Annotated in this window: 17 protein-coding genes and 2 pseudogenes; 9 read left to right on the top strand and 10 right to left on the bottom strand. The window is 48.7% G+C overall.

The window, feature by feature from the left end; translation table 11 throughout:
* The 4 genes from B7991_RS13930 to B7991_RS13915 all read right to left on the bottom strand — a co-directional run.
* A partial coding sequence (locus B7991_RS13930; RefSeq protein WP_088631362.1) for an acyl-CoA dehydrogenase family protein occupies positions 1–1648 on the bottom strand: 1648 nt, incomplete at its 3' end.
* 5 nt (positions 1649–1653) lie between these two features.
* Complete coding sequence (locus tag B7991_RS13925; RefSeq protein WP_072827777.1) at positions 1654–2679, bottom strand: electron transfer flavoprotein subunit alpha/FixB family protein; 1026 nt, start codon at positions 2677–2679, stop codon at positions 1654–1656.
* 3 nt (positions 2680–2682) lie between these two features.
* Positions 2683–3564 (bottom strand): electron transfer flavoprotein subunit beta/FixA family protein, encoded by an 882-nt coding sequence (locus tag B7991_RS13920; RefSeq protein WP_014545688.1) that lies wholly within the window; start codon positions 3562–3564, stop codon positions 2683–2685.
* A gap of 175 nt (positions 3565–3739) precedes the next feature.
* Positions 3740–4042, bottom strand: coding sequence for a hypothetical protein (locus B7991_RS13915; RefSeq protein ID WP_088631361.1), 303 nt, complete (start codon positions 4040–4042; stop codon positions 3740–3742).
* A 326-nt stretch (positions 4043–4368) separates the two neighbouring features.
* Between B7991_RS13915 and B7991_RS14920 the strand changes: the two genes are divergently transcribed.
* The gene (locus tag B7991_RS14920; protein ID WP_173476176.1) at positions 4369–4521 is read left to right on the top strand and encodes a hypothetical protein; all 153 of its coding nucleotides are present in this window, start codon (positions 4369–4371) and stop codon (positions 4519–4521) included.
* 4 nt (positions 4522–4525) lie between these two features.
* Positions 4526–5098 (top strand): GNAT family N-acetyltransferase, encoded by a 573-nt coding sequence (locus B7991_RS13910; RefSeq protein WP_088631360.1) that lies wholly within the window; start codon positions 4526–4528, stop codon positions 5096–5098.
* Positions 5099–5651: 553 nt separating this feature from the next.
* Here the strand turns inward: B7991_RS13910 and B7991_RS13900 are convergent.
* Entirely contained in the window at positions 5652–7613 is a 1962-nt protein-coding gene (locus B7991_RS13900) for a M6 family metalloprotease domain-containing protein (protein ID WP_088631368.1), read from the bottom strand.
* 164 nt (positions 7614–7777) lie between these two features.
* On the opposite strand from B7991_RS13900, the gene pyrH reads away from it, so the two are divergent.
* Positions 7778–8482, top strand: a complete 705-nt coding sequence (gene pyrH / locus B7991_RS13895) for a UMP kinase (RefSeq protein ID WP_173346818.1) — start codon at positions 7778–7780, stop codon at positions 8480–8482.
* 58 nt (positions 8483–8540) lie between these two features.
* On the opposite strand, the pseudogene B7991_RS15250 reads toward pyrH, so the two are convergent.
* From B7991_RS15250 to B7991_RS13875, 5 genes and pseudogenes are all read right to left on the bottom strand, one after another.
* A pseudogene (locus tag B7991_RS15250) lies at positions 8541–9101 on the bottom strand (aspartate/glutamate racemase family protein); the annotation flags it as partial.
* Between the two features lie 3 nt (positions 9102–9104).
* Positions 9105–9578 (bottom strand): annotated as a pseudogene (locus B7991_RS15245) (CatA-like O-acetyltransferase, family 2); the annotation flags it as partial.
* A gap of 31 nt (positions 9579–9609) precedes the next feature.
* The gene (locus tag B7991_RS13885; protein WP_088631357.1) at positions 9610–10131 is read right to left on the bottom strand and encodes a GNAT family N-acetyltransferase; all 522 of its coding nucleotides are present in this window, start codon (positions 10129–10131) and stop codon (positions 9610–9612) included.
* Positions 10131–10811 carry a dihydrofolate reductase family protein gene (locus tag B7991_RS13880; RefSeq protein ID WP_088631356.1) on the bottom strand — a complete coding sequence of 227 codons (681 nt, stop codon included), beginning with the start codon at positions 10809–10811 and terminating at the stop codon, positions 10131–10133. The genes B7991_RS13885 and B7991_RS13880 overlap by 1 nt, the downstream gene beginning before the upstream one ends.
* Positions 10808–11392, bottom strand: a complete 585-nt coding sequence (locus B7991_RS13875) for a TetR/AcrR family transcriptional regulator (RefSeq protein ID WP_088631355.1) — start codon at positions 11390–11392, stop codon at positions 10808–10810. Before B7991_RS13875 ends, B7991_RS13880 begins: the two co-directional genes overlap by 4 nt.
* Before the next feature lie 304 nt (positions 11393–11696).
* On the opposite strand from B7991_RS13875, the gene B7991_RS13870 reads away from it, so the two are divergent.
* The 6 genes from B7991_RS13870 (at position 11697) to B7991_RS13845 (ending at position 17993) form a co-directional block, all read left to right on the top strand.
* Positions 11697–12515 (top strand): TIGR02147 family protein, encoded by an 819-nt coding sequence (locus B7991_RS13870; protein ID WP_254917988.1) that lies wholly within the window; start codon positions 11697–11699, stop codon positions 12513–12515.
* 1 nt (position 12516) lies between these two features.
* Complete coding sequence (locus B7991_RS13865) at positions 12517–14067, top strand: FISUMP domain-containing protein (protein WP_088631353.1); 1551 nt, start codon at positions 12517–12519, stop codon at positions 14065–14067.
* A 29-nt stretch (positions 14068–14096) separates the two neighbouring features.
* Positions 14097–15704, top strand: coding sequence for an FISUMP domain-containing protein (locus B7991_RS13860; RefSeq protein WP_088631352.1), 1608 nt, complete (start codon positions 14097–14099; stop codon positions 15702–15704).
* Between the two features lie 158 nt (positions 15705–15862).
* Complete coding sequence (frr, locus tag B7991_RS13855) at positions 15863–16396, top strand: ribosome recycling factor (RefSeq protein ID WP_014546512.1); 534 nt, start codon at positions 15863–15865, stop codon at positions 16394–16396.
* A gap of 12 nt (positions 16397–16408) precedes the next feature.
* A complete protein-coding gene (locus B7991_RS13850) occupies positions 16409–17119 on the top strand; it encodes an isoprenyl transferase (protein ID WP_088631351.1) in 711 nt (236 codons plus the stop codon).
* Positions 17112–17993 carry a phosphatidate cytidylyltransferase gene (locus B7991_RS13845; protein ID WP_088631350.1) on the top strand — a complete coding sequence of 294 codons (882 nt, stop codon included), beginning with the start codon at positions 17112–17114 and terminating at the stop codon, positions 17991–17993. Before B7991_RS13850 ends, B7991_RS13845 begins: the two co-directional genes overlap by 8 nt.
* Positions 17994–18003 lie beyond the last annotated feature (10 nt).

The raw sequence follows: 18003 nt of genomic DNA, 5'->3' as shown, positions 1-18003 counted from the left end.
CGACTTCGGCTTCGGCGAGGTTCAAGTACACCTTCATGCTCTTGTCGAACAGTTCCGGTGCCTTGGTGGCGTCGCGGAGGAGCAACTGGGTCATCACGCAGTTGGCGGCGAGTTCGTACAAGTGACGGCTGCAGAGGTCGGTGAATTCGTTGTTTTCAACGGACTTCACGTATTCGATAGCTTCGTTGTACTTTTCGTCCATAGCCTTGGCACGAGCCTTGAGGCTTTCGTATTCCGGGCGAACGTCCATAGCTTCGAGTTCTTCGAGCATGAGGCCGTAGCTGCCGGTGGTGATGTGCGGGAGTGCTGCAACAGTCTGGAGCTGCGTCGTACCTTCGTAAATGGAGGTGATACGAGCATCGCGGTAGAGGCGCTGGCAAGCGTATTCAAGCATGTAGCCCGAACCGCCGTGAACCTGGATACAGTCGTAGCTGTTCTGGTTTGCGTATTCGGAGTTCATGCCCTTGGCGAGCGGCGTGCAAGCGGAAGCGAGCTTCTGGTAAAGCTTGAGTTCCTTCTTTTCGTCGTCGGTGAGCTTGCGGGTGCGCTCGATGTCCTCGAGGCACTTGTAGATATCGACGTAACGAGCTGTCTGGTACAAGAGGGCGCGGCCTGCATCGAGGCGAGCCTTGATGTTCGAGATCATTTCGTAGACGGCCGGGAAGTTCACGATAGCCTGACCGAACTGCTTACGGTCCTTGGCGTAGGCGAGAGCTTCGTTGTAAGCCATCTGGCTGATACCCACAGACTGAGCGGCAATGCCGAGGCGGGCGCCGTTCATGAGGGCCATCACGTACTTGATGAGACCGAACTTGCGGCGGCCGCAGAGTTCAGCCTTGGCGTTCTTGTAGACAAGTTCGCAAGTCGGGCTTCCGTGAATACCGAGTTTGTTTTCGATGCGGCGAACGTCAACGCCACCGTCACGCTTGTCGTAAATGAACATGGAAAGACCACGACCATCGTGCGTGCCTTCTTCGGAGCGGGCGAGCACCAGGTGAATGTCGGAGTCGCCGTTCGTGATGAAGCGCTTCACGCCGTTCAAGTACCAGCACTTGTCAGCTTCGCTGTAGGTGGCCTTGAGCATCACGCGCTGCAAGTCAGAACCTGCATCGGGTTCGGTCAAGTCCATGGACATCGTTTCGCCGGCGCAGATGCGCGGGATGAAACGGGAACGCTGGTCTTCGTCGCCGAATTCATAGAGCGTTTCAATGCAGTCCTGGAGGGACCAGATGTTCTCGAAACCGGCGTCTGCAGAGGCAATCATTTCGTTGATGGCCGTGTAGGCGGTAATCGGGAAGTTGAGACCGCCAAAGCGGCGCGGCATCGTGACACCGTTGAGGCCAGCCTTGCGGGTGGCTTCAAGGTTTTCGTATGTCTTGGATGCGTAGCGGACGCGGCCGTTTTCGCAGTGCGGACCTTCGGCATCCACGTCTTCGGAGTTCGGGAAGACCGTGTTTGCGGTGATGTCGCCAGCGACTTCGAGCACGCGGTTGTAGTTGTCCATAGCGTCGGCAAAATCTTCCGGCGCATAGTCGAAATTGTCCTTGTCAGCAAAGCCGTTTTCCTTGAGCTCGACAATGCGCTGCATCAAGGGGCTGCTTTCGAGGTTGAATTTAATCTCGGGGTGATCTGTGTAGAAATTTGCCATAGCGCTTACTTGTTGTTTGCCTTGTAATACTTGATCATCTTCGGGAGAACTTCTTCGACGGTGCCGTTGATCACGTAATCAGCGATAGCGTTGATCGGAGCTTCGGGGTCGGAGTTCACGGAGATGATGATACCTGAATCCTGCATGCCAGCGAGGTGCTGGATCTGGCCGGAAATGCCGAAAGCGATATAGACCTTCGGGCGGACCGTCACGCCAGTCTGACCGATCTGACGGTCATGATCGACGAAACCTGCGTCCACAGCGGCGCGACTAGCACCGACTTCAGCGTGGAGTTCCTTGGCAAGTTCGAACAGCATGTCGAAGTTTTCCTTGGAGCCCATGCCGTAACCACCGGCGACCACGATCGGAGCGCCCTTGAGGTTGTGCTTGGCCTTTTCCACATGGCGTTCGAGCACCTTGACCACGTATTCCGTTTCCGGAACGTACTTGGCCACGTCGTGCTTGATGACTTCGCCCTTGTAGTTCGGGTCCACGATTTCCTTCTTCATCACGCCTTCGCGGACGGTTGCCATCTGCGGGCGGTGTTCCGGGTTCACAATCGTTGCGACGATGTTACCACCGAATGCCGGACGGATCTGGCAGAGCTGGTTTTCGTAGAACTTCTTCACGCCACCGATGCTCATTTCGAAGCTGTCGATTTCGAGTTCGGTACAGTCAGCGGTAAGGCCGCTGTGCATGGCGCTGGAGATGCGCGGGCCGAGGTCACGGCCGATAACCGTTGCACCGAGCAAGCAAATCTGCGGCTGTTCTTCCTTGAAGAGGTTCACCACGAGAGAGGCGTGCGGGTTGGTGGTGTAGGGGAACAGGCCTTCGGCGTCGAACACATGAACCTTGTCCACACCGTAAGGGAAAACCTGTTTTTCAATGCCATCAAGGCCCTTGCCAGCGCAAATGCACTCGAGCTGAACGCCGAGAGTGTTGGCCAACTTGCGACCCTTAGAAAGCAGTTCAAGGGAAACGTCAACGACGGTGGTTCCCTCAATTTCGCAATATACAAATACGTTATTCATAGGTTAGCCAATAATCTTCCCGTCTAAAAGTTCCTTGATAAGTCCTTCAATGTCGGCGTCGCTTGCGGAGAGCGTGCGGCTTTCCTTGGCCTTGAACACGATGTTCTTGACGGCCTTCACGTTCGTCGGCGAGCCTGCCTTACCGATCTGGGCCGGGTCGGCGTCGATATCGGCGGCACCCCACTGCGGGATGTCGAGGTAGGGCTTCTTAGCGATGAGAGCTGCGTACTTGTCTGCATCTTCCGGCTTGCGTTCGGCAACTGCAGTAGCGTTCTTGAACTTCATGATGCGCTTTGCATTGCGCGGACGGCACGGAGCTGCACTGCCGTTCACGGTCACGACCAGCGGGAGCGGTGCTTCCACAGTTTCGACACCACCGTCAATGTGGCGGCGGATCACGACCTTGCGTGCCTGTTCGTCGAGCTTCAAGATTTCTTCGGCGTAAGTGACCTGAGTAAGTCCGAGCTTTTCTGCAATCTGCGGACCGACCTGTGCGGTATCGCCGTCGATAGCCTGGCGGCCACCGAGGATAATGTCATAGTCACCAATCTTCTTCACTGCCTGGGCGAGCGTGTAGCTCGTAGCGAGTGTGTCAGCACCACCGAGCGGGCGGTCCGTCACGACGTAACCGCAGTCAGCACCGCGGTACAAAGCTTCGCGGACGACTTCGGCAGACTTCGGGAGACCCATGGTCAACACGGAGATGGTGGAACCAGGGAACTGGTCCTTCAAACGAAGGGCTTGCTCCAGGGCGTTCAGGTCTTCGGGGTTGAAGACCGCGGGCAATGCGGCACGATTGATAGTACCCTGCGGCGTCATGGCGTCCGGGCCTACGTTTCGTGTATCAGGTACTTGCTTTGCAAGCACAACGATTTTAAGACTCATATTACTATAGTGTTTTAATTTAACGGTTAATTGAAAATCCTGCTACTCTGCAAAATTTTACGGATACAAGATAAAATTATTAAGCCCGACGGATTTTTGAATATGCTCCGAACGGGCCGAAAATAACTCCATTTTAAGATTTGTGTAATAATTTTGTAATGTTTAGGGGCGGGCGTTAATCCGCTTTCAAAGCGAGATTCATCAAAGTTGCGAAATTCAGCTTTTTGTTTCTCGCGATGGTCAAAAATTCCTTTTCTTCTTTCGTTACGCGAATCTGAAATTTCAGCGGAGAGGCAAACTTAGTTTTTCTTCCTGCATTTTCGCGAGCGCCCCCATGTCCGAATTTCTTCTCGTATAAAGCGAGTCCAGATTTTTTCAAGTATTCTTTTTCGGAGATGATCTTTTCTCCGGCAACAACTTCGGATTCTTTCTTCTTGAAAACGAAACCTTCTGAATCTTTAACATATACATATGGCATATTAAACCTCTATGTAGAGTATAAACAAAGATTTTGATTTTGTCAACATATTCAAAGATTGTGCGGAATTAAGGTGATTATGTTTTTAGGAGTGAGGCGACCTCCCCTGATTACAGCCTCGTCGGGTCTTTCATAACGACCTCAGAGCCTGGCTTTTTGCTAACAGTTGTTTGCAAAATGAACGGTTCGCGGCTTGACCCCTTGCTTTGCAAAAATCCTTTTGGTATATTATGAACACGCCGGTTTATTAGAGCGTTGCCGGGCTTTCACCTGTTTAGTGTTAGCTCCAGAGTTAATATATTCACCTTCAAAATAAGGATAAGGCTATGGCTATTCGTTGCAAACCGGCAAGATTCCCCAATTGTAAGCCCGTTGTGGTGCCACCTTCGCAGGTTGAAAGGGTCTTGAAGTACCTTAGGGGCGAAATAAAAGTCCCTGTGGTTGACCGTCCGATTGTAGACAAGCCTGACGATCAGTAAGCTGATGCTTCAACCTAGTGATTTCTCTTTACTTCCTTGCACAAAGGAAGATATTTCGGCTATTGCTTCTCGGGGGCATTTCTGTTTTCCACCATTTGATCCGACAAAGGATGATGATCCCGTTTCTTTGGATACGTTCTTTTGCAATGTGGTTCCTAATGAAGCCGAAGAACATTTTTCAAAAACTTATAAGCTAGTGAAAAATGTAAAGCCAGATGATATTCTTGCTTTGGCGAGTATAGCTAATTCAGGATTTTCTTTTGGCTCGTATGAGGCCAAACCTGCTAATTTGCGAAATACGGGATACAATGAAGACTTTCCTTCGATTATGCTACTTGCTTTTGGAGTTAGGCTTGATTGGCAAAATCGAGGTATTGGTTCTGTGGCTTTCAAAAAACTTTTGCAGATGATACGAGATTATTCAATAGCTGGGGTTCGCTTATTGATTCTTCATCCACTCGAAACAGCAGTTCCTTTTTATAAGTCGCTCGGTTGCGTAGAGGTTTTTAATGAAGATTTCCAAGATGAAGTAGAATCTATGTTCATTGATGTATGGCATAAGGAGCATGTTTCATGAATCGTATTAAACTTGTTGGTGTCAATTGCGATGGAAGTATGCGTCTTTGGCGTGGTCCTGAAGTGAAGATAAGTGTGTTTGCGTCGCGGCTCTTTAATGTAGATAGCTGTTGTCTTGAACAGTGGGCGACAAAAATGGGAGAAATGCATCGGTGCCTTGTGGGAACGTTCCATTCTAAAGCTGAACAACGGATTTTGAATGTTGCTCTTGCGAATGGGGCGTTCGCAGTTTGGCTTCGCGGATGCTCACTTCCAAGTTGTTACAGTGGCGAATTATGGAAAGCTATGGCCGAAGATCGGTTGCTTGTGATTTCGTGTTTTCATATGAAACATCATACGCGTGATACAGCTCGGTATTGTACGCACTTGGCTACAATGTGCTGCAAGCGGCATGCGTATTTCTTGAAAGACGATGATTCGCTGCTTATTCCGTGCTGCCGCAAGGCAATCTCTTGGCGATATGACGTCCAAGTGTATAATGAAGAATGTTCATGAAGTTTTCTTCTAAAAAAACGCGGGCTTTAGTTCATATCATATAGCCTGCGTTTTGAATTCTACTGAACCATTTCTACATATGCGCCTTTAGGTAAGTCGGGCAGAGAGCCGTTCGCGTTGCGCTTTCCGACGGGTTTTCCGAGCGCATTGAAAATCATGTTTCCGGGCTTGCCGCGTTTTGAACTGCGAATGTTTGAAATCCTCGTCGTCTTTTGCGGTATCGTGACCGTGATTTCAAAAGTGACTTGCTTGCTTTCGTAAACGACCGCTTGTCGCACGGTGAACGAATCTCCGGCCTTGACCTTGTTCGGCATGTGTCCGATTTTTGTTGTCATCGTCGTAAGGTCTGCGTTGGAATAAACGATGCTCGTACCGTTCGGATCCCAGGCGACGATTTTGCCATCCTTGTCAAACCAATGTCCGGTCCCTTCGCCGGTGGTGCGGCTGTTGAGCGTTCCGTCGGGCTCTACACCGTAGAATTTGACTTTGTTTGCAATCTCGTTTTGCTTGATGCCTAAAATCTTGGCGACTTCGCTGCCCTTCAGGTCAAGCGTCACGGGCGCGTAGTTGTCGCTTATCGGGAGTATCGTCTCCAGTGCGATTTTCTGGACCGTGATTTGGACAGAACTGCTCGAGCTTCTCGGTGGTGTCACGCTAGACGAACTCGACGAGCTTGAAACAGCCGGCGCACTTGACGAACTCGACGCAATCCCTGTTGAACTTGACGATTCTTGTGCTGGGCAGTTCCCGCCTATGCAGAATGTTAGCGTTTCTCCGGGCGTCCCGATGTCCGTAATCTTTAGCCCTGTTTTGGAACCGTTGTACCAGCGGATGGCGGGATACTTGTCATCCGAAAATTCGGGATAGGCGCTGTAACTGAAGAACGTGTTGGCTGTACTTCCTGGGCTTGGCCACTGTTCTGTCACGTTGTCGTTAGACTTGCCTGCTGCGCTCGCGTGTACGATTCTCAATCCGAGTTTGTCCGAAGCGGAGTTGCCTTCGATCGAAAAATCGTAGTGCTGCATCAAGAGTCCGCTTCCTTTTAGCACTTGGTTGCGGCCCTTGTTTTGTACGTAGGACCATACTAAACCTTCTTTGTCGGGCCTTGCGGGGTTCTTGTAGCGGTAGCAGACTTCGCCGGGCTTTGTGGTTTCGAGGCTCACGTCATTGCTGGTTACGTCCACAAAGGGAATCCAGCCTTGGTCCGCGCGGTAAAAGTCGTTGATGGCGACTGGGTTCAAATCATGCGCACGGTTGCCCATGGTGCAGTAGTCGCCGTACCAATAAAGGTCTGGCCAGCCAAAAATCATGTGTCCCGATTCATGCACAAAGACGTAAATGGAAAACTTTCCCGGCATGTCCGTCATTTGATGATGCGTGAGCCGGACTCCGTCGCGTCTTTCGTTGGACCATCCGGAATGCGGCCAAAGGCCTTGTCCCCATGTTTGTCCGGGGCCTGCGTAGACGATGTTGATGGCTTCGGTGGTGCCGTCCTTGTCATTGTCGTAGCGCGAATAATCCACCTGCGAATCGAAATACGCGAATACTTCTTTCATGAGCGAATCCGATCCCGTATATCCTTGCAGGCTCTCGTACCAGGATTTGGGATGCTTTGCGCGATACCAGCCGAAAACTTCGTTGGTGAGGTCGAGCTGCCCGTTCGAAACATCCAAATAGTAGTCGCGGACGGAACCGTTGCAACCGTCCCTGTTGAACCCTTCCTTGTTCAGCCATTCTTCAACGTCGGCTACCGAGACGGGCGCCTTCTGGTCTGAAAAATCGACGAGGAGCGTGAGGCTGTAAATTTTGCCCTTTGGGGCTGCATAATGGCTCTTGTTTTGTGTGACAGGCGTTCGTGCCAAGAGAAAACTTGGCTTGCCTGCGCTTTGGTTGTTGAATGTCGGTCGAGCCTCTTCGGGCCATTCCTGGACGCGTTTCCCTTGATACACGATGTCTGCAAAAAGCATCGTCGGGAGCAATAATATGCTCGATAATAGGCCAAATATAATTTTGGTTTTCATAAACATCCCTTTCCCTTTAATCCATTTTTAGAAATACATTAATTTGCGGCAAGAAGGCGTTTCGTATGAAAAAAGCAAGGACTATTAGTATTGTTTATAGCCTATTTTTATTACATTTCCTCTGAAACACTAATAACTAATGACTAATAACTAGTGACTAGATTATGAAATTCAAACGCATTCTTCTCAAGCTCAGTGGCGAAGCCCTCGCAGGCGAAAAAGGCCACGGTATCGATAATCAGATTCTTTCTGACATGGCCTCCGAAATTGCATCCATCGTCAAGCAGGGTGTGCAAGTCGCTCTCGTGATTGGCGGCGGCAACCTCGTCCGTGGCATTTCTGCTTCTGCTGGTGGCATGAACCGTGCCCAGGGCGATGCTATGGGCATGCTCGGCACTGTGATGAACGGCCTTGCCATGCAGGACGCTCTCGACAAGCAGGGTATCGACTCCGTCGTGATGTCCGCTATCCGCATGGAACCGGTCTGCGAATTCTTCGACCGCCGCAAGGCTCTCAAGCTCCTCTCCGCTGGCTCCGTGGTCATCTTCTCTGCTGGTACGGGCAATCCGTTCTTCACGACGGACAGCTGTGCTGCTCTCCGCGCGATCGAAAGCGAATGCGACGTCATCATGAAGGCCACTAAGGTCGATGGCATCTACACAGCAGACCCGGTCAAGGATCCGACGGCAACCCGCTTCGACGACATCAGCTACAAGGAAGTCATCTCTCGCGGCCTCAAGGTGATGGACACCGCTGCCGTTGCTCTCTGCATGGAAAACAACATGCCTATCTTCGTTTTCAAGATGGAAAAGGGCAACCTCACGCGCGCTGCCATCAATGGCGACCTCGGCACGCTCGTGCATTGCTAATAAAAGTCGCTTACGCGAAAAAACGAAACCCTCGCATTTTTGCGAGGGTCGTTTTGTTTTATTCTAGGGCCATCCTCGCGGCTTCGGTCGCGTGGATGATGGTTGTGTCGTAGGTGGGGAGCACGCTATCTTTTGCGCTGATGAGCATGCCGATTTCGGTACAGCCGAGAATCACGCCTTCGGCGCCGCGGTTCTTCATTTCTGTAATGATTCTCTGGTATTCCTTGCGGGATGAATCAAGAATTTTGCCGAGGCAGAGCTCGTTGAAAATGACATCGTTTACGAGTTCGGTGTCTTGGGCGTCAGGCGTCATGACTTCGAGACCGGCTTCTATGATACGGTTCTTGATGAAGTCTTGCGTCATCGTGAATTTGGTGCCGAGGAGGGCAACTTTCTTGATGTTGTCGCGTTTGATGCAGTTGGCGGTCGCATCGGCAATATGCAAAATCGGGATGCGGATTTCTTTTTCGATTTGCGGGACGAGCTTGTGCATGGTGTTGGTCGCGATGACGATAAAGTCGGCGCCGGCGATTTCGAGGCGTTTGGCCGCATCCGAAAGAATCTTGGCGTTTCCGTCCCAGTTTCCGCTAGACATATTTGCTTCGAGTTCGGCAAAGTCCACATTGTACATGCCGGAATTCATGCCGACCGCGCCGTCGATTTCCGTATCGATAATAGCCGATGTGCCGATGACCATGCTGTTCTCGGACAAGTCCCAATCCTGGCAACTTTCCGCCACGATTTTTGTGTACTTGAGGTAGTCGCGGTTGAATGTCGCCAAATCTTCGGAATACGGGATGTCGCAGGAGCTGACTTCATCTTCGTCGTTTTTCACGATTGTGTTCACCGCAATCGAATCGTATTGCATGAGCTTGCCGTTGACCGGGAGCATGTAAAATTCCTTAACGCCTGCCGCAGCCTTGCCGATGCAGTAATCCATAAGCATATTGAATTTCAAGCCGCGCTTTTTGCTCACCTTCACGAGTCTTGTGACGTTCAGCGTTTTGAAAAATGTCACCATCGGATTTGGAGCTTGCATCCAAAACTCAAACGCTTTTGCTCTCGTTGTGCTTTTCGGATCGATTTCTTTTGCCATTTTTTACCTTTAAATATGTTCGCCGATGACTTTATCCGTTTCGGTGGAGTTTCATCACTTTCACGGGGCGCTTGCTGCCGCCATAAAGATTTTCGCAGTAGCGCATTTCGCCAGTTTCGCGGAACCCGCATTTTTTCATGACGCGGCCAGAGGCGGGGTTGTCGATGAAAAAATCGCTCCAGAGAACATCAATGTGCTTTTCGTTGAAACAATAGTCTATCATCAACTTCAATGCTTCAGTACAAATTCCTTTGTTCCAGTAAGGCTTTGCAATCCAATAACCGGCTTCGGCCTCGTTCTCGCCGATGTCGATGTTGCTTTCGCCTTTGAGCAGGTAACCGATGCAACCGATGGGTTCTCCCGTCTCTTTCAGCTCGATTGCCCACATGTGATCTCCGCCGAAAATCGTGCGGATGATTTGCAGGCTTTCTTCTACGGATTTGTGCGGTTCCCAACCGGCGCGCGGTCCTATATCCGGGTCACTTGCGTATTTGAAAAGTGCTTCGGCATCACATTCGCGCCACGGGCGCAGTAAAAATCTATCTGTTTCCATTATTTAATAACCTGATAACGCAATCTCAAATATGAGTCTTGTAAAGCTGTGCAGTCCATCAGTTTCAATGCACAGAGCTTGTGAAGTTCTTCGACGGATTTTAACGAATCCCCGTCAATCAAAGTTGCGGTCTCTTTTCCGCCAATCAAAACTGGTGCCACTACAATATCGATAAAGTCGAATAACTTTTCCCGCAAAAAGAGTCCGTTGATTGTTCCGCCCGATTGCACCGTCAGCCGCTCGCAATCATAATCCGCTTTCAAATTCGCAAGGGCTCTGTGCAAGTCCAATTGTTTCTGGTAGATGATGTGTAAGTTTTCTTCGTGAACTGAAAACGCGGGATGCTTCGGATTCGATGTGATTAAAACAAAAGTCTTGGACCTCGCACAAAAATAGCGGATGCCATGTTCGGTCAGGTGCGTGTTGTCCAAAAGAACAAACGATACTGGCGACTTGGCGGGCATTTCCTTTTCGTTGCAGCCCATCTTTTGCTGGACGCGGCCCGTGTTAAATGACCAAAGATCTGTTGTCTGCTCAATTTCGTAATATTGGTGCAGACCTTCCTTGATGCCTTCAATATGCGGAAAGTCCTGATCTACGTCCAAAGCGTCCGTAGAGCCGGTGCTGATTTTACCGTCAACGGACATCAGCATGAACAATGTAGTTGTTGGGCGGTTCATTTCCTGTATGTTTTGAAAAAATGTTGTAAGTGCTTCTCGATAAATTTGAGTGCTTCTTTTTCGCATTTTGGTTGGCGATCGACTTTAGAAATCCATAGTGCAACGGGTGCCGTAATCTCTGTCGCAAGCATTTCCGGGTCGTCCTTGACGATTACGCCTGCAGCCATCAGAGTTTCGAGAATCTTCTTGTACATTTGCAGAAGTCCATCCACCTGATGCCTTGTCGTGATTTCGGCAAGGCGCTCGCTGCGGAACTGTTCTTGCACCAAGAAAATGCGCATCTTCTTGATGATCGGGTCGGTCATCGTAAAGCGCACTTTCTTCATTGTCTCATGGATGAATCCGTCGATGTTTTCGGGGATTGTGCCGACCTTTTTCGCGGAGCCAAACGATTCCTCGTAACGCGCTTCGGCGATGTCGATTAGCGAATTCAGAATGTCTTCTTTGCCTTTGAAATGCTTGTAAAGCGACGGCGCCTTGATGCCGACATCCTGGGCGATTTGCTCCACGCTCGTGCCATCGTACCCGTTTTTAGCAAATAGCGTTAATGCGGTTTCGAGGATTTTTTCTTTTGTGGACATAGGCTGGTCTCCGCGCGGTTTCCTGTAGTGAATGCTGGCTAATGACTATTAGCTTCTTGTGCTCGGAAATTTAGCTAATGAACATTAGCCTTGCAAGTGAAGGCGGCTTTTGATGATCGGCAAATCGATATTGAAATGAAATACCAAAAAAACGTGTTCTAGGAATACGACTGTGTTCTGAAAATATGTCTTCATTTTTGAAAAATGATAAAAACTTCTTATTTTCGAAAAATTTAAGGCATTTTGTGTCCTAAAAATGTTGCCAATGTGGTATGTAAATAGGTATTTTATTAGTATGAAGCCAATGATTGAATACATCGATTATCGAAAAGTCATCCAAGACTTTTATGACGAAAAAAAGCGAGCTTCTGCTTTTTCATGGCGTGATTTTGCTAAGTCTGCCGGTTTTTCTTCTGCAGTTTTTCTTAAGTATGTTTGCGAAGGAAAAAAGAATCTGAGCAAAGCGGCTGCATCATCAGTTGCTTCTGCAATGGGACTTTCTGAATTTGATGCCGCTTATTTTAACACTATGGTTGCTTACGGTTCTGCAAAAAATGAAAGCGACAAGGTAAAGGCTTATGAGGAATTGTGCTCTATGGCGAACCAGCGAAAGGTTAGAACGCTCGGCGCAAATGAGTATGATTACTTCAGGTCCTGGAAAAACTCTGTTATCCGCGAATTAGCTCCGGCAATGCCTGGCGCAAAGCCCTTTGAAATGGCTAAAGCTTGTAAACCGTTGATTTCTGCGAATGATGTTGACTCCACCCTGAATTTTTTGGAAAGGAGCGGGTTGCTTGTCAAAGACGGCAATGATGTCTACCATCAAACGGACAAGACTATTTCTATTGGCGCCGTCGATGTGATTCCTGCGGCTGCTAGGAATTTGCAGCGTCAAATGGGTGAACTTGCTTTAGATGCCGTCAGCTTGCCTCCTTCTGAGAGAAGTATGTCGGGCATTACCATGGGCATAACCCGTCAAGGGTATGAGCGGATTGTGAAGGCTCTTACGGAATTTCGCAAACAGGTTTTGAATATCATCTCCAAAGACGGTGATACGGAACAGGTTTATCGATTGAATTTTCAATTTTTCCCACTTACAGAAAAAGTTAGAGGAGAACGTTAATATGGCTTTGAAACGGTTTATTTTATTGTCCGCCCTTGTTTTTGCGGCTTGCTCGGACAATGTTGCAAGTGGTGCCAGCGAAGATGTGGGTATTACGCCTCTTGGTAAATGGCAGGTGGCAGGCCTTTCTCAGAAGGGACCTTTTGTTACTGGATCTACAGTGAATGTTTTCGAGCTTGAAGGTTCGACATTGAACCAGACTGGAAAAATATTCAAGTCTACGATCAGAAGCGATAAGGGCGATTTCGTGGTCTCGGGGCCGGGACTTGCTTCGCAATATGCGATAATTGAAGTAGAAGGTTATTACCGTAACGAAATGACTGGGCGAAAGTCTTCGGGCTCTCTTGTCTTGAATGCGATTACGGACCTCAGCCATCGAGAAAATGTCGTCGTGAATTTGCTGACTCATTTGGAATATGAACGAGTCAAGTATCTTGTCGTCAACGGCAAGTCGGTAAAGGACGCCAAGGCGCAAGCCGAAAAAGAAATCCTTACCACGATGGCGATGGATGAATCTGGAACAAGTTTCGAAGATTTGAACATCTTTAAAGAAGGCGAAGAAAATGCCAAACTCCTTGCGATTAGCGTCTTGATGCACAGTGATGTCGATGTCGCTGGTCTTACAGAGCGCATCGGCAAATTTAGTTTAGCCTTAGAAAATAATGGCGTATGGAATGATTCTCTAACGAGAACATCTATTGCTGACTGGGCTTCAGATGCTTCGGAAGAAGGAACGCTTAAAAATATCAGGGATAGCATTCTTGCCTGGGATGTTTCAAAAACATTGCCGAACTTTGAAAAGTACATCGATATGTTCTGGGCCGATAATTACGGCTTGGGAAAATGTTCTAAGTCGAATGAAGGCGATACGTCTGTAAACGTAAATATTTTGAGCTCTCGATATGGAGACAAGTTTATTTGCATGAATGAACGTTGGGAATATGCTCATACAAGGATAAGCAAGTATAAAGGTGAATTTGGAATATTGAATGACGAAAGAGACGGACGTTCTTATAAAACTGTTCAAGTGGGGGACCAGACTTGGATGGCCGAAAATTTGAGATACAATTACTCGGCAAAAGAACTTGTTACTGGGTGTCCTGAAAATATTCCTGATAATTGTGAAAAAATGGGGCGCTTGTATTCTTATGCCGCTGCTATGGATTCTGCTGGACTTTTTAGCAAAGATGGATTGGAGTGCGTCTTGAATGAATCCCAAGAGATGGACTGCGATTATAAGGAATCGTTGCGGGGTGTTTGTCCAGAAGGTTGGCATTTGCCATCGCAAAAAGAATGGGAATCTTTGATATCCGTAGCTGGAGGATATATCATGGCAAAAAAGACTTTGAGAACGGCTGATGATTTTGGTACAGATGAGTTGGGCTTCAATATCACTGATGAAACATCAAGGTTTTGGACGTCTTCCAAATTTGAATATTCGGGTTCGTTAACCAGATTTCCGGCTTGCCTTAATTTTGCTGCCGCCAGCTGGATCTCGTTTGCACCCAGCAATGAAAATGAATATGTTCGTTGCGTGAAGGATCGCGTTTAACAGTTTTTAATTAAAAAAGGAGCTTTTATATGAAATCATATTCAAGTATAATTTTGATGGCCCTCTTGTTTGTTGCCTGTTCTGATAATATTTCGGGCAGCGATATCACAAAGGATGATGCCACAAAGGGCGAAGCCACACCTCTTGAAAATCCTTCTGTTGACGGTTGGAAAATTTCTGGGTTCTCACAAAAAGGACCTTTTGTTACCGGTTCTAACGTGAGTATTTTGGAACTGGATAGCTTGACGTTTGATCAGACCGGTAAAATATTCAAGTCGACAATCCGAAGTGACGAAGGTGACTTTTCTGTCTCGGGAAAAAGATTCCCTTCGCCGTATGCGATGGTTCAAGTTAAAGGCTATTACCGTAACGAAATTACGGGAAAGAGGTCTTCGGGCCCCTTGACTTTGAGCGCATTTACTGATCTTCGTAATCGTGAAAAGGTTAATGTGAACCTGTTGACTCATTTGGAATTTGAACGAGTCAAGGCGCTTGTTTATAACGGAAAATCTTTTAAAGAAGCCAAGGCTCAGGCCGAAAGAGAAGTCCTTGCAGCGATGGCTATGAATGAAGCTGGTGAGTCTTTTGAAGATTTGGATATTTTTAAATCGGGTGACGGAAACGCCAAACTCCTTGCGATAAGTGTTTTGATGCAAAGCAATGTCGACGTCGCTGGCCTTACGGAACGTGTTGGAAAGTTCAGTATGGAACTTGCTGAAAATGGCTCTTGGAAGGATTCTGCGACGAGGACGGAAATCGCAGACTGGGCTTGCGAAGTTTCACAGCGAGGCTTACTCGTCGATGTCAGAAATAATGTCCTTGCGTGGAAAATTTCGGATACTCTTCCGGACTTTGAAAAGTTTGTCGATGTGTTCTGGGCCGATAACTATGGTCTTGGGATATGTTCCGATGCGAATGCGGGTGATACGGCTGTAAACGTAAATCCTTTGAGCAAACTAAACGGAGAAAAATTTATTTGCAAAAACGAACGTTGGGAATCTGCGGATAAGAAAAGCAACTATAAGAGTGTGTTCGGAACGATGACCGATGCAAGAGATGGTCAGATGTATAGAACCGTCGAAATCGGTGACCAAGTTTGGATGGCTGAAAATCTGAATTATGATTACCAGACTCTTCAAACTCATTCTGTATGCTATAAAAGCGAATCTGGCGAATGTGATGAATTTGGATTGCTGTATCCTCTTGCGGCGGTAATTGATTCGGCGGGCTTGTTTGGTAATGAAGGTGTTGGTTGTGGCAATGGTAGTTGGAGTATGTGTAACTACAGTGAATCTTTGAGGGGTGTTTGCCCAGAAGGGTGGCATTTGCCTTCGGAAAGTGAATGGTTCCGATTACTTGAGTATACTGGTGGAACTGTTGTAGTGCCTGATGTCGAGGAAGTTATTTATAAAGATGTTAATGGAATTAATGTCAATGATTATGGATTTAATAGTCTGGGAGGAGTTGCTTTTTATGCTACGGGTGGTTTTGCAAGTAGAGAAAGTGCTGTTTACTGGGCTTCTTCTCAATATGAAAATCTTCCATCGACAATGGAAATTGGTACAGAAAATGCTGAAATAAACTATACAGGCTGGGGTTTCACCTCATTGCACTATGTTCGTTGTGTGAAAGATTGATTGTTATTTAGAGGATTATTCGCACATACCGATCCATCGAGTTAAATTTTTACCTATATTTCAAACGTATAACTAACGCTAGGAGTCCTTCGGCTTTTGCCGCAGGTCTTTCTAGTTTTAAACGTATTAACTAGTAACTAAGAACTAGGAACTAAAAGATGTCTGAATATTCTGAAAAGATGGACAAGGCCATCGAGGCCACCGAACGTGAATTTTCCAAGATCCGCGCTGGCCAGGCAAGCCCGGCTATCCTCAACGGCGTGCGCATCGACTACTACGGCACTCCGACCCCGATTTCTCAGGTCGCCAAGATTTCTGTGCCCGAACCGCGTATGTTGCTCGTGACTCCGTGGGAAAAGCAGCTCGTCGATACAATCGACAAGGCTATCCTCGCTGCTAACATCGGCCTTACCCCGATGAAGGACGGCAACTGCATCCGCGTGACGCTCCCGATCCTCACGACCGAACGCCGCAAGGAACTTGCCAAGATCGCCCGCAAGCATGCCGAAGACGGCCGCGTGGCCATCCGCAACATCCGCCGCGATGCTAACGACGCCCTCAAGAAGAACAAGGAAATTTCTGAAGACGAAGTCAAGAAGCAGCAGGACGAAATCCAGAAGGCTACCGACAAGGCTATCGCCGAAATCGACCGTTTGCTCGCCGAAAAGGAAGCAGACATCCTCAAGGTGTAGTCCGGGGTTTGCGTGGCAAATCAGCTTAGACATGTCGCTATCATCATGGACGGCAACGGGCGTTGGGCTCGTAGCCGTGGCCTTGAACGTTTCTTAGGTCACCGCAAGGGAACCGAATCGACGATTGATGCGGTCGAGGTGGGGGTAAACCTCAAGCTCGAACACATGACGTTGTATGTTTTCAGTTCCGAGAACTGGGGCAGACCGTCGAAGGAAGTGGATTACCTGATGAACCTCCTCATCGAGATGGTGGTCAAAGAAATCCCCGACCTTATGGCCAAGAACGTGAAGCTTACGGTTATCGGTAACATGAACCGCATTCCCGAAAAGCCGCGTGCAAGCCTCCAGTCCGCTATTGATATTACAGCAAACAATGCGGGCATGCAGTTGAACCTCGCCATCTCTTATGGCGGTCGTCAGGAAATCGTCGAGGCGACAAAGCATATTGCGGCAGAAGTTGCTGCGGGTAAGCTTAGCCTCGATGAAATCAATGACGATGTTTTTGCAAAACATTTGTACCTGAAGGGTGCTCCCGATCCGGATCTGATTATCCGCACGGGTGGCGAGTTCAGGCTTTCCAACTACCTTCTGTGGCAGGCCGCCTATAGCGAGTTCTATGTGACGGACACGCTCTGGCCCGATTTCACGAAGGAAGAGTTCATGAAGGCGGTCGAGTTCTATAACACTCGCGAACGCCGTTTTGGGAAGGTTCTTCATGAGTAATTTGACTCAGCGATTGATCACTGCATTTATCGCAATTCCAATCGTTTTTGTTTTACTTTGGTTCAACGACTTTAGTCGCATTGGACTGATGTGCTTTTTGGGCGCCGTTGGCGCCTGGGAATGGGCTCGCATGGCATCCAAGATGTACGCAGGCCCGGACATGCGTTACCTCTCGTTTGCGTCGTCTTTGGCATTGACGCTTGCGTGGGCGCTCTCGAAGGGCGGCTACTTTGGACTCCCGGCTGTGCCTTACGTTGTCGGCATGACGTTCCTCGCCATTTTCGCAATCTACATTGGCGTGGCCTACGCGAAGGTCGAAATCGACCATTTGTTCCCGTGGCTCGTGATGCAGCTCGGCGCTCCGCTGTACGTAGGGCTCTGGGGTGGCATGAACGTACTCATGATGGGCAACGGCCAGGGCTTTGAACATTGCTACCCGTTCATCCTCGTGATGACTGCGGTGTGGCTCTGCGATACGGTCGCTTATTTCTTTGGCAAGTTTGCTGCAGGCAAGGGACCGTTTGGCCGTCATTTGTTTGCACCGAGCATTAGCCCCAAGAAAACTTGGGAAGGCTCGATTGCAGGCTCCATCGCAACGATTGCATGGGTTGCGTACTGGGTCAAGTGCAGTGCTGCTCTTAGCTCGTTCGAAATGAATTTCACTTGGACATCGGCAATCGTCATCGGCCTCCTTATCACGGTAGCTGGTCAGGTGGGCGACCTCTTGATGTCTGCACTCAAGCGCTGGAGCGGCACGAAGGATTCCGGGAACTTGTTTGTCGGGCACGGTGGCGTGCTTGACCGTTGCGACTCCTTCCTCCTTGCGGCGCCTGCTCTATACATCTTCATGGACTTCTTGAAGACCATCGTGTAAAAACAAAAGC

It is taken from the genome of Fibrobacter sp. UWB3 (assembly GCF_002210405.1).
Classification (GTDB): domain Bacteria; phylum Fibrobacterota; class Fibrobacteria; order Fibrobacterales; family Fibrobacteraceae; genus Fibrobacter.
Note: the sequence above shows the minus strand (reverse complement) of the source record. Positions and strands in the feature narration are given on the sequence as shown.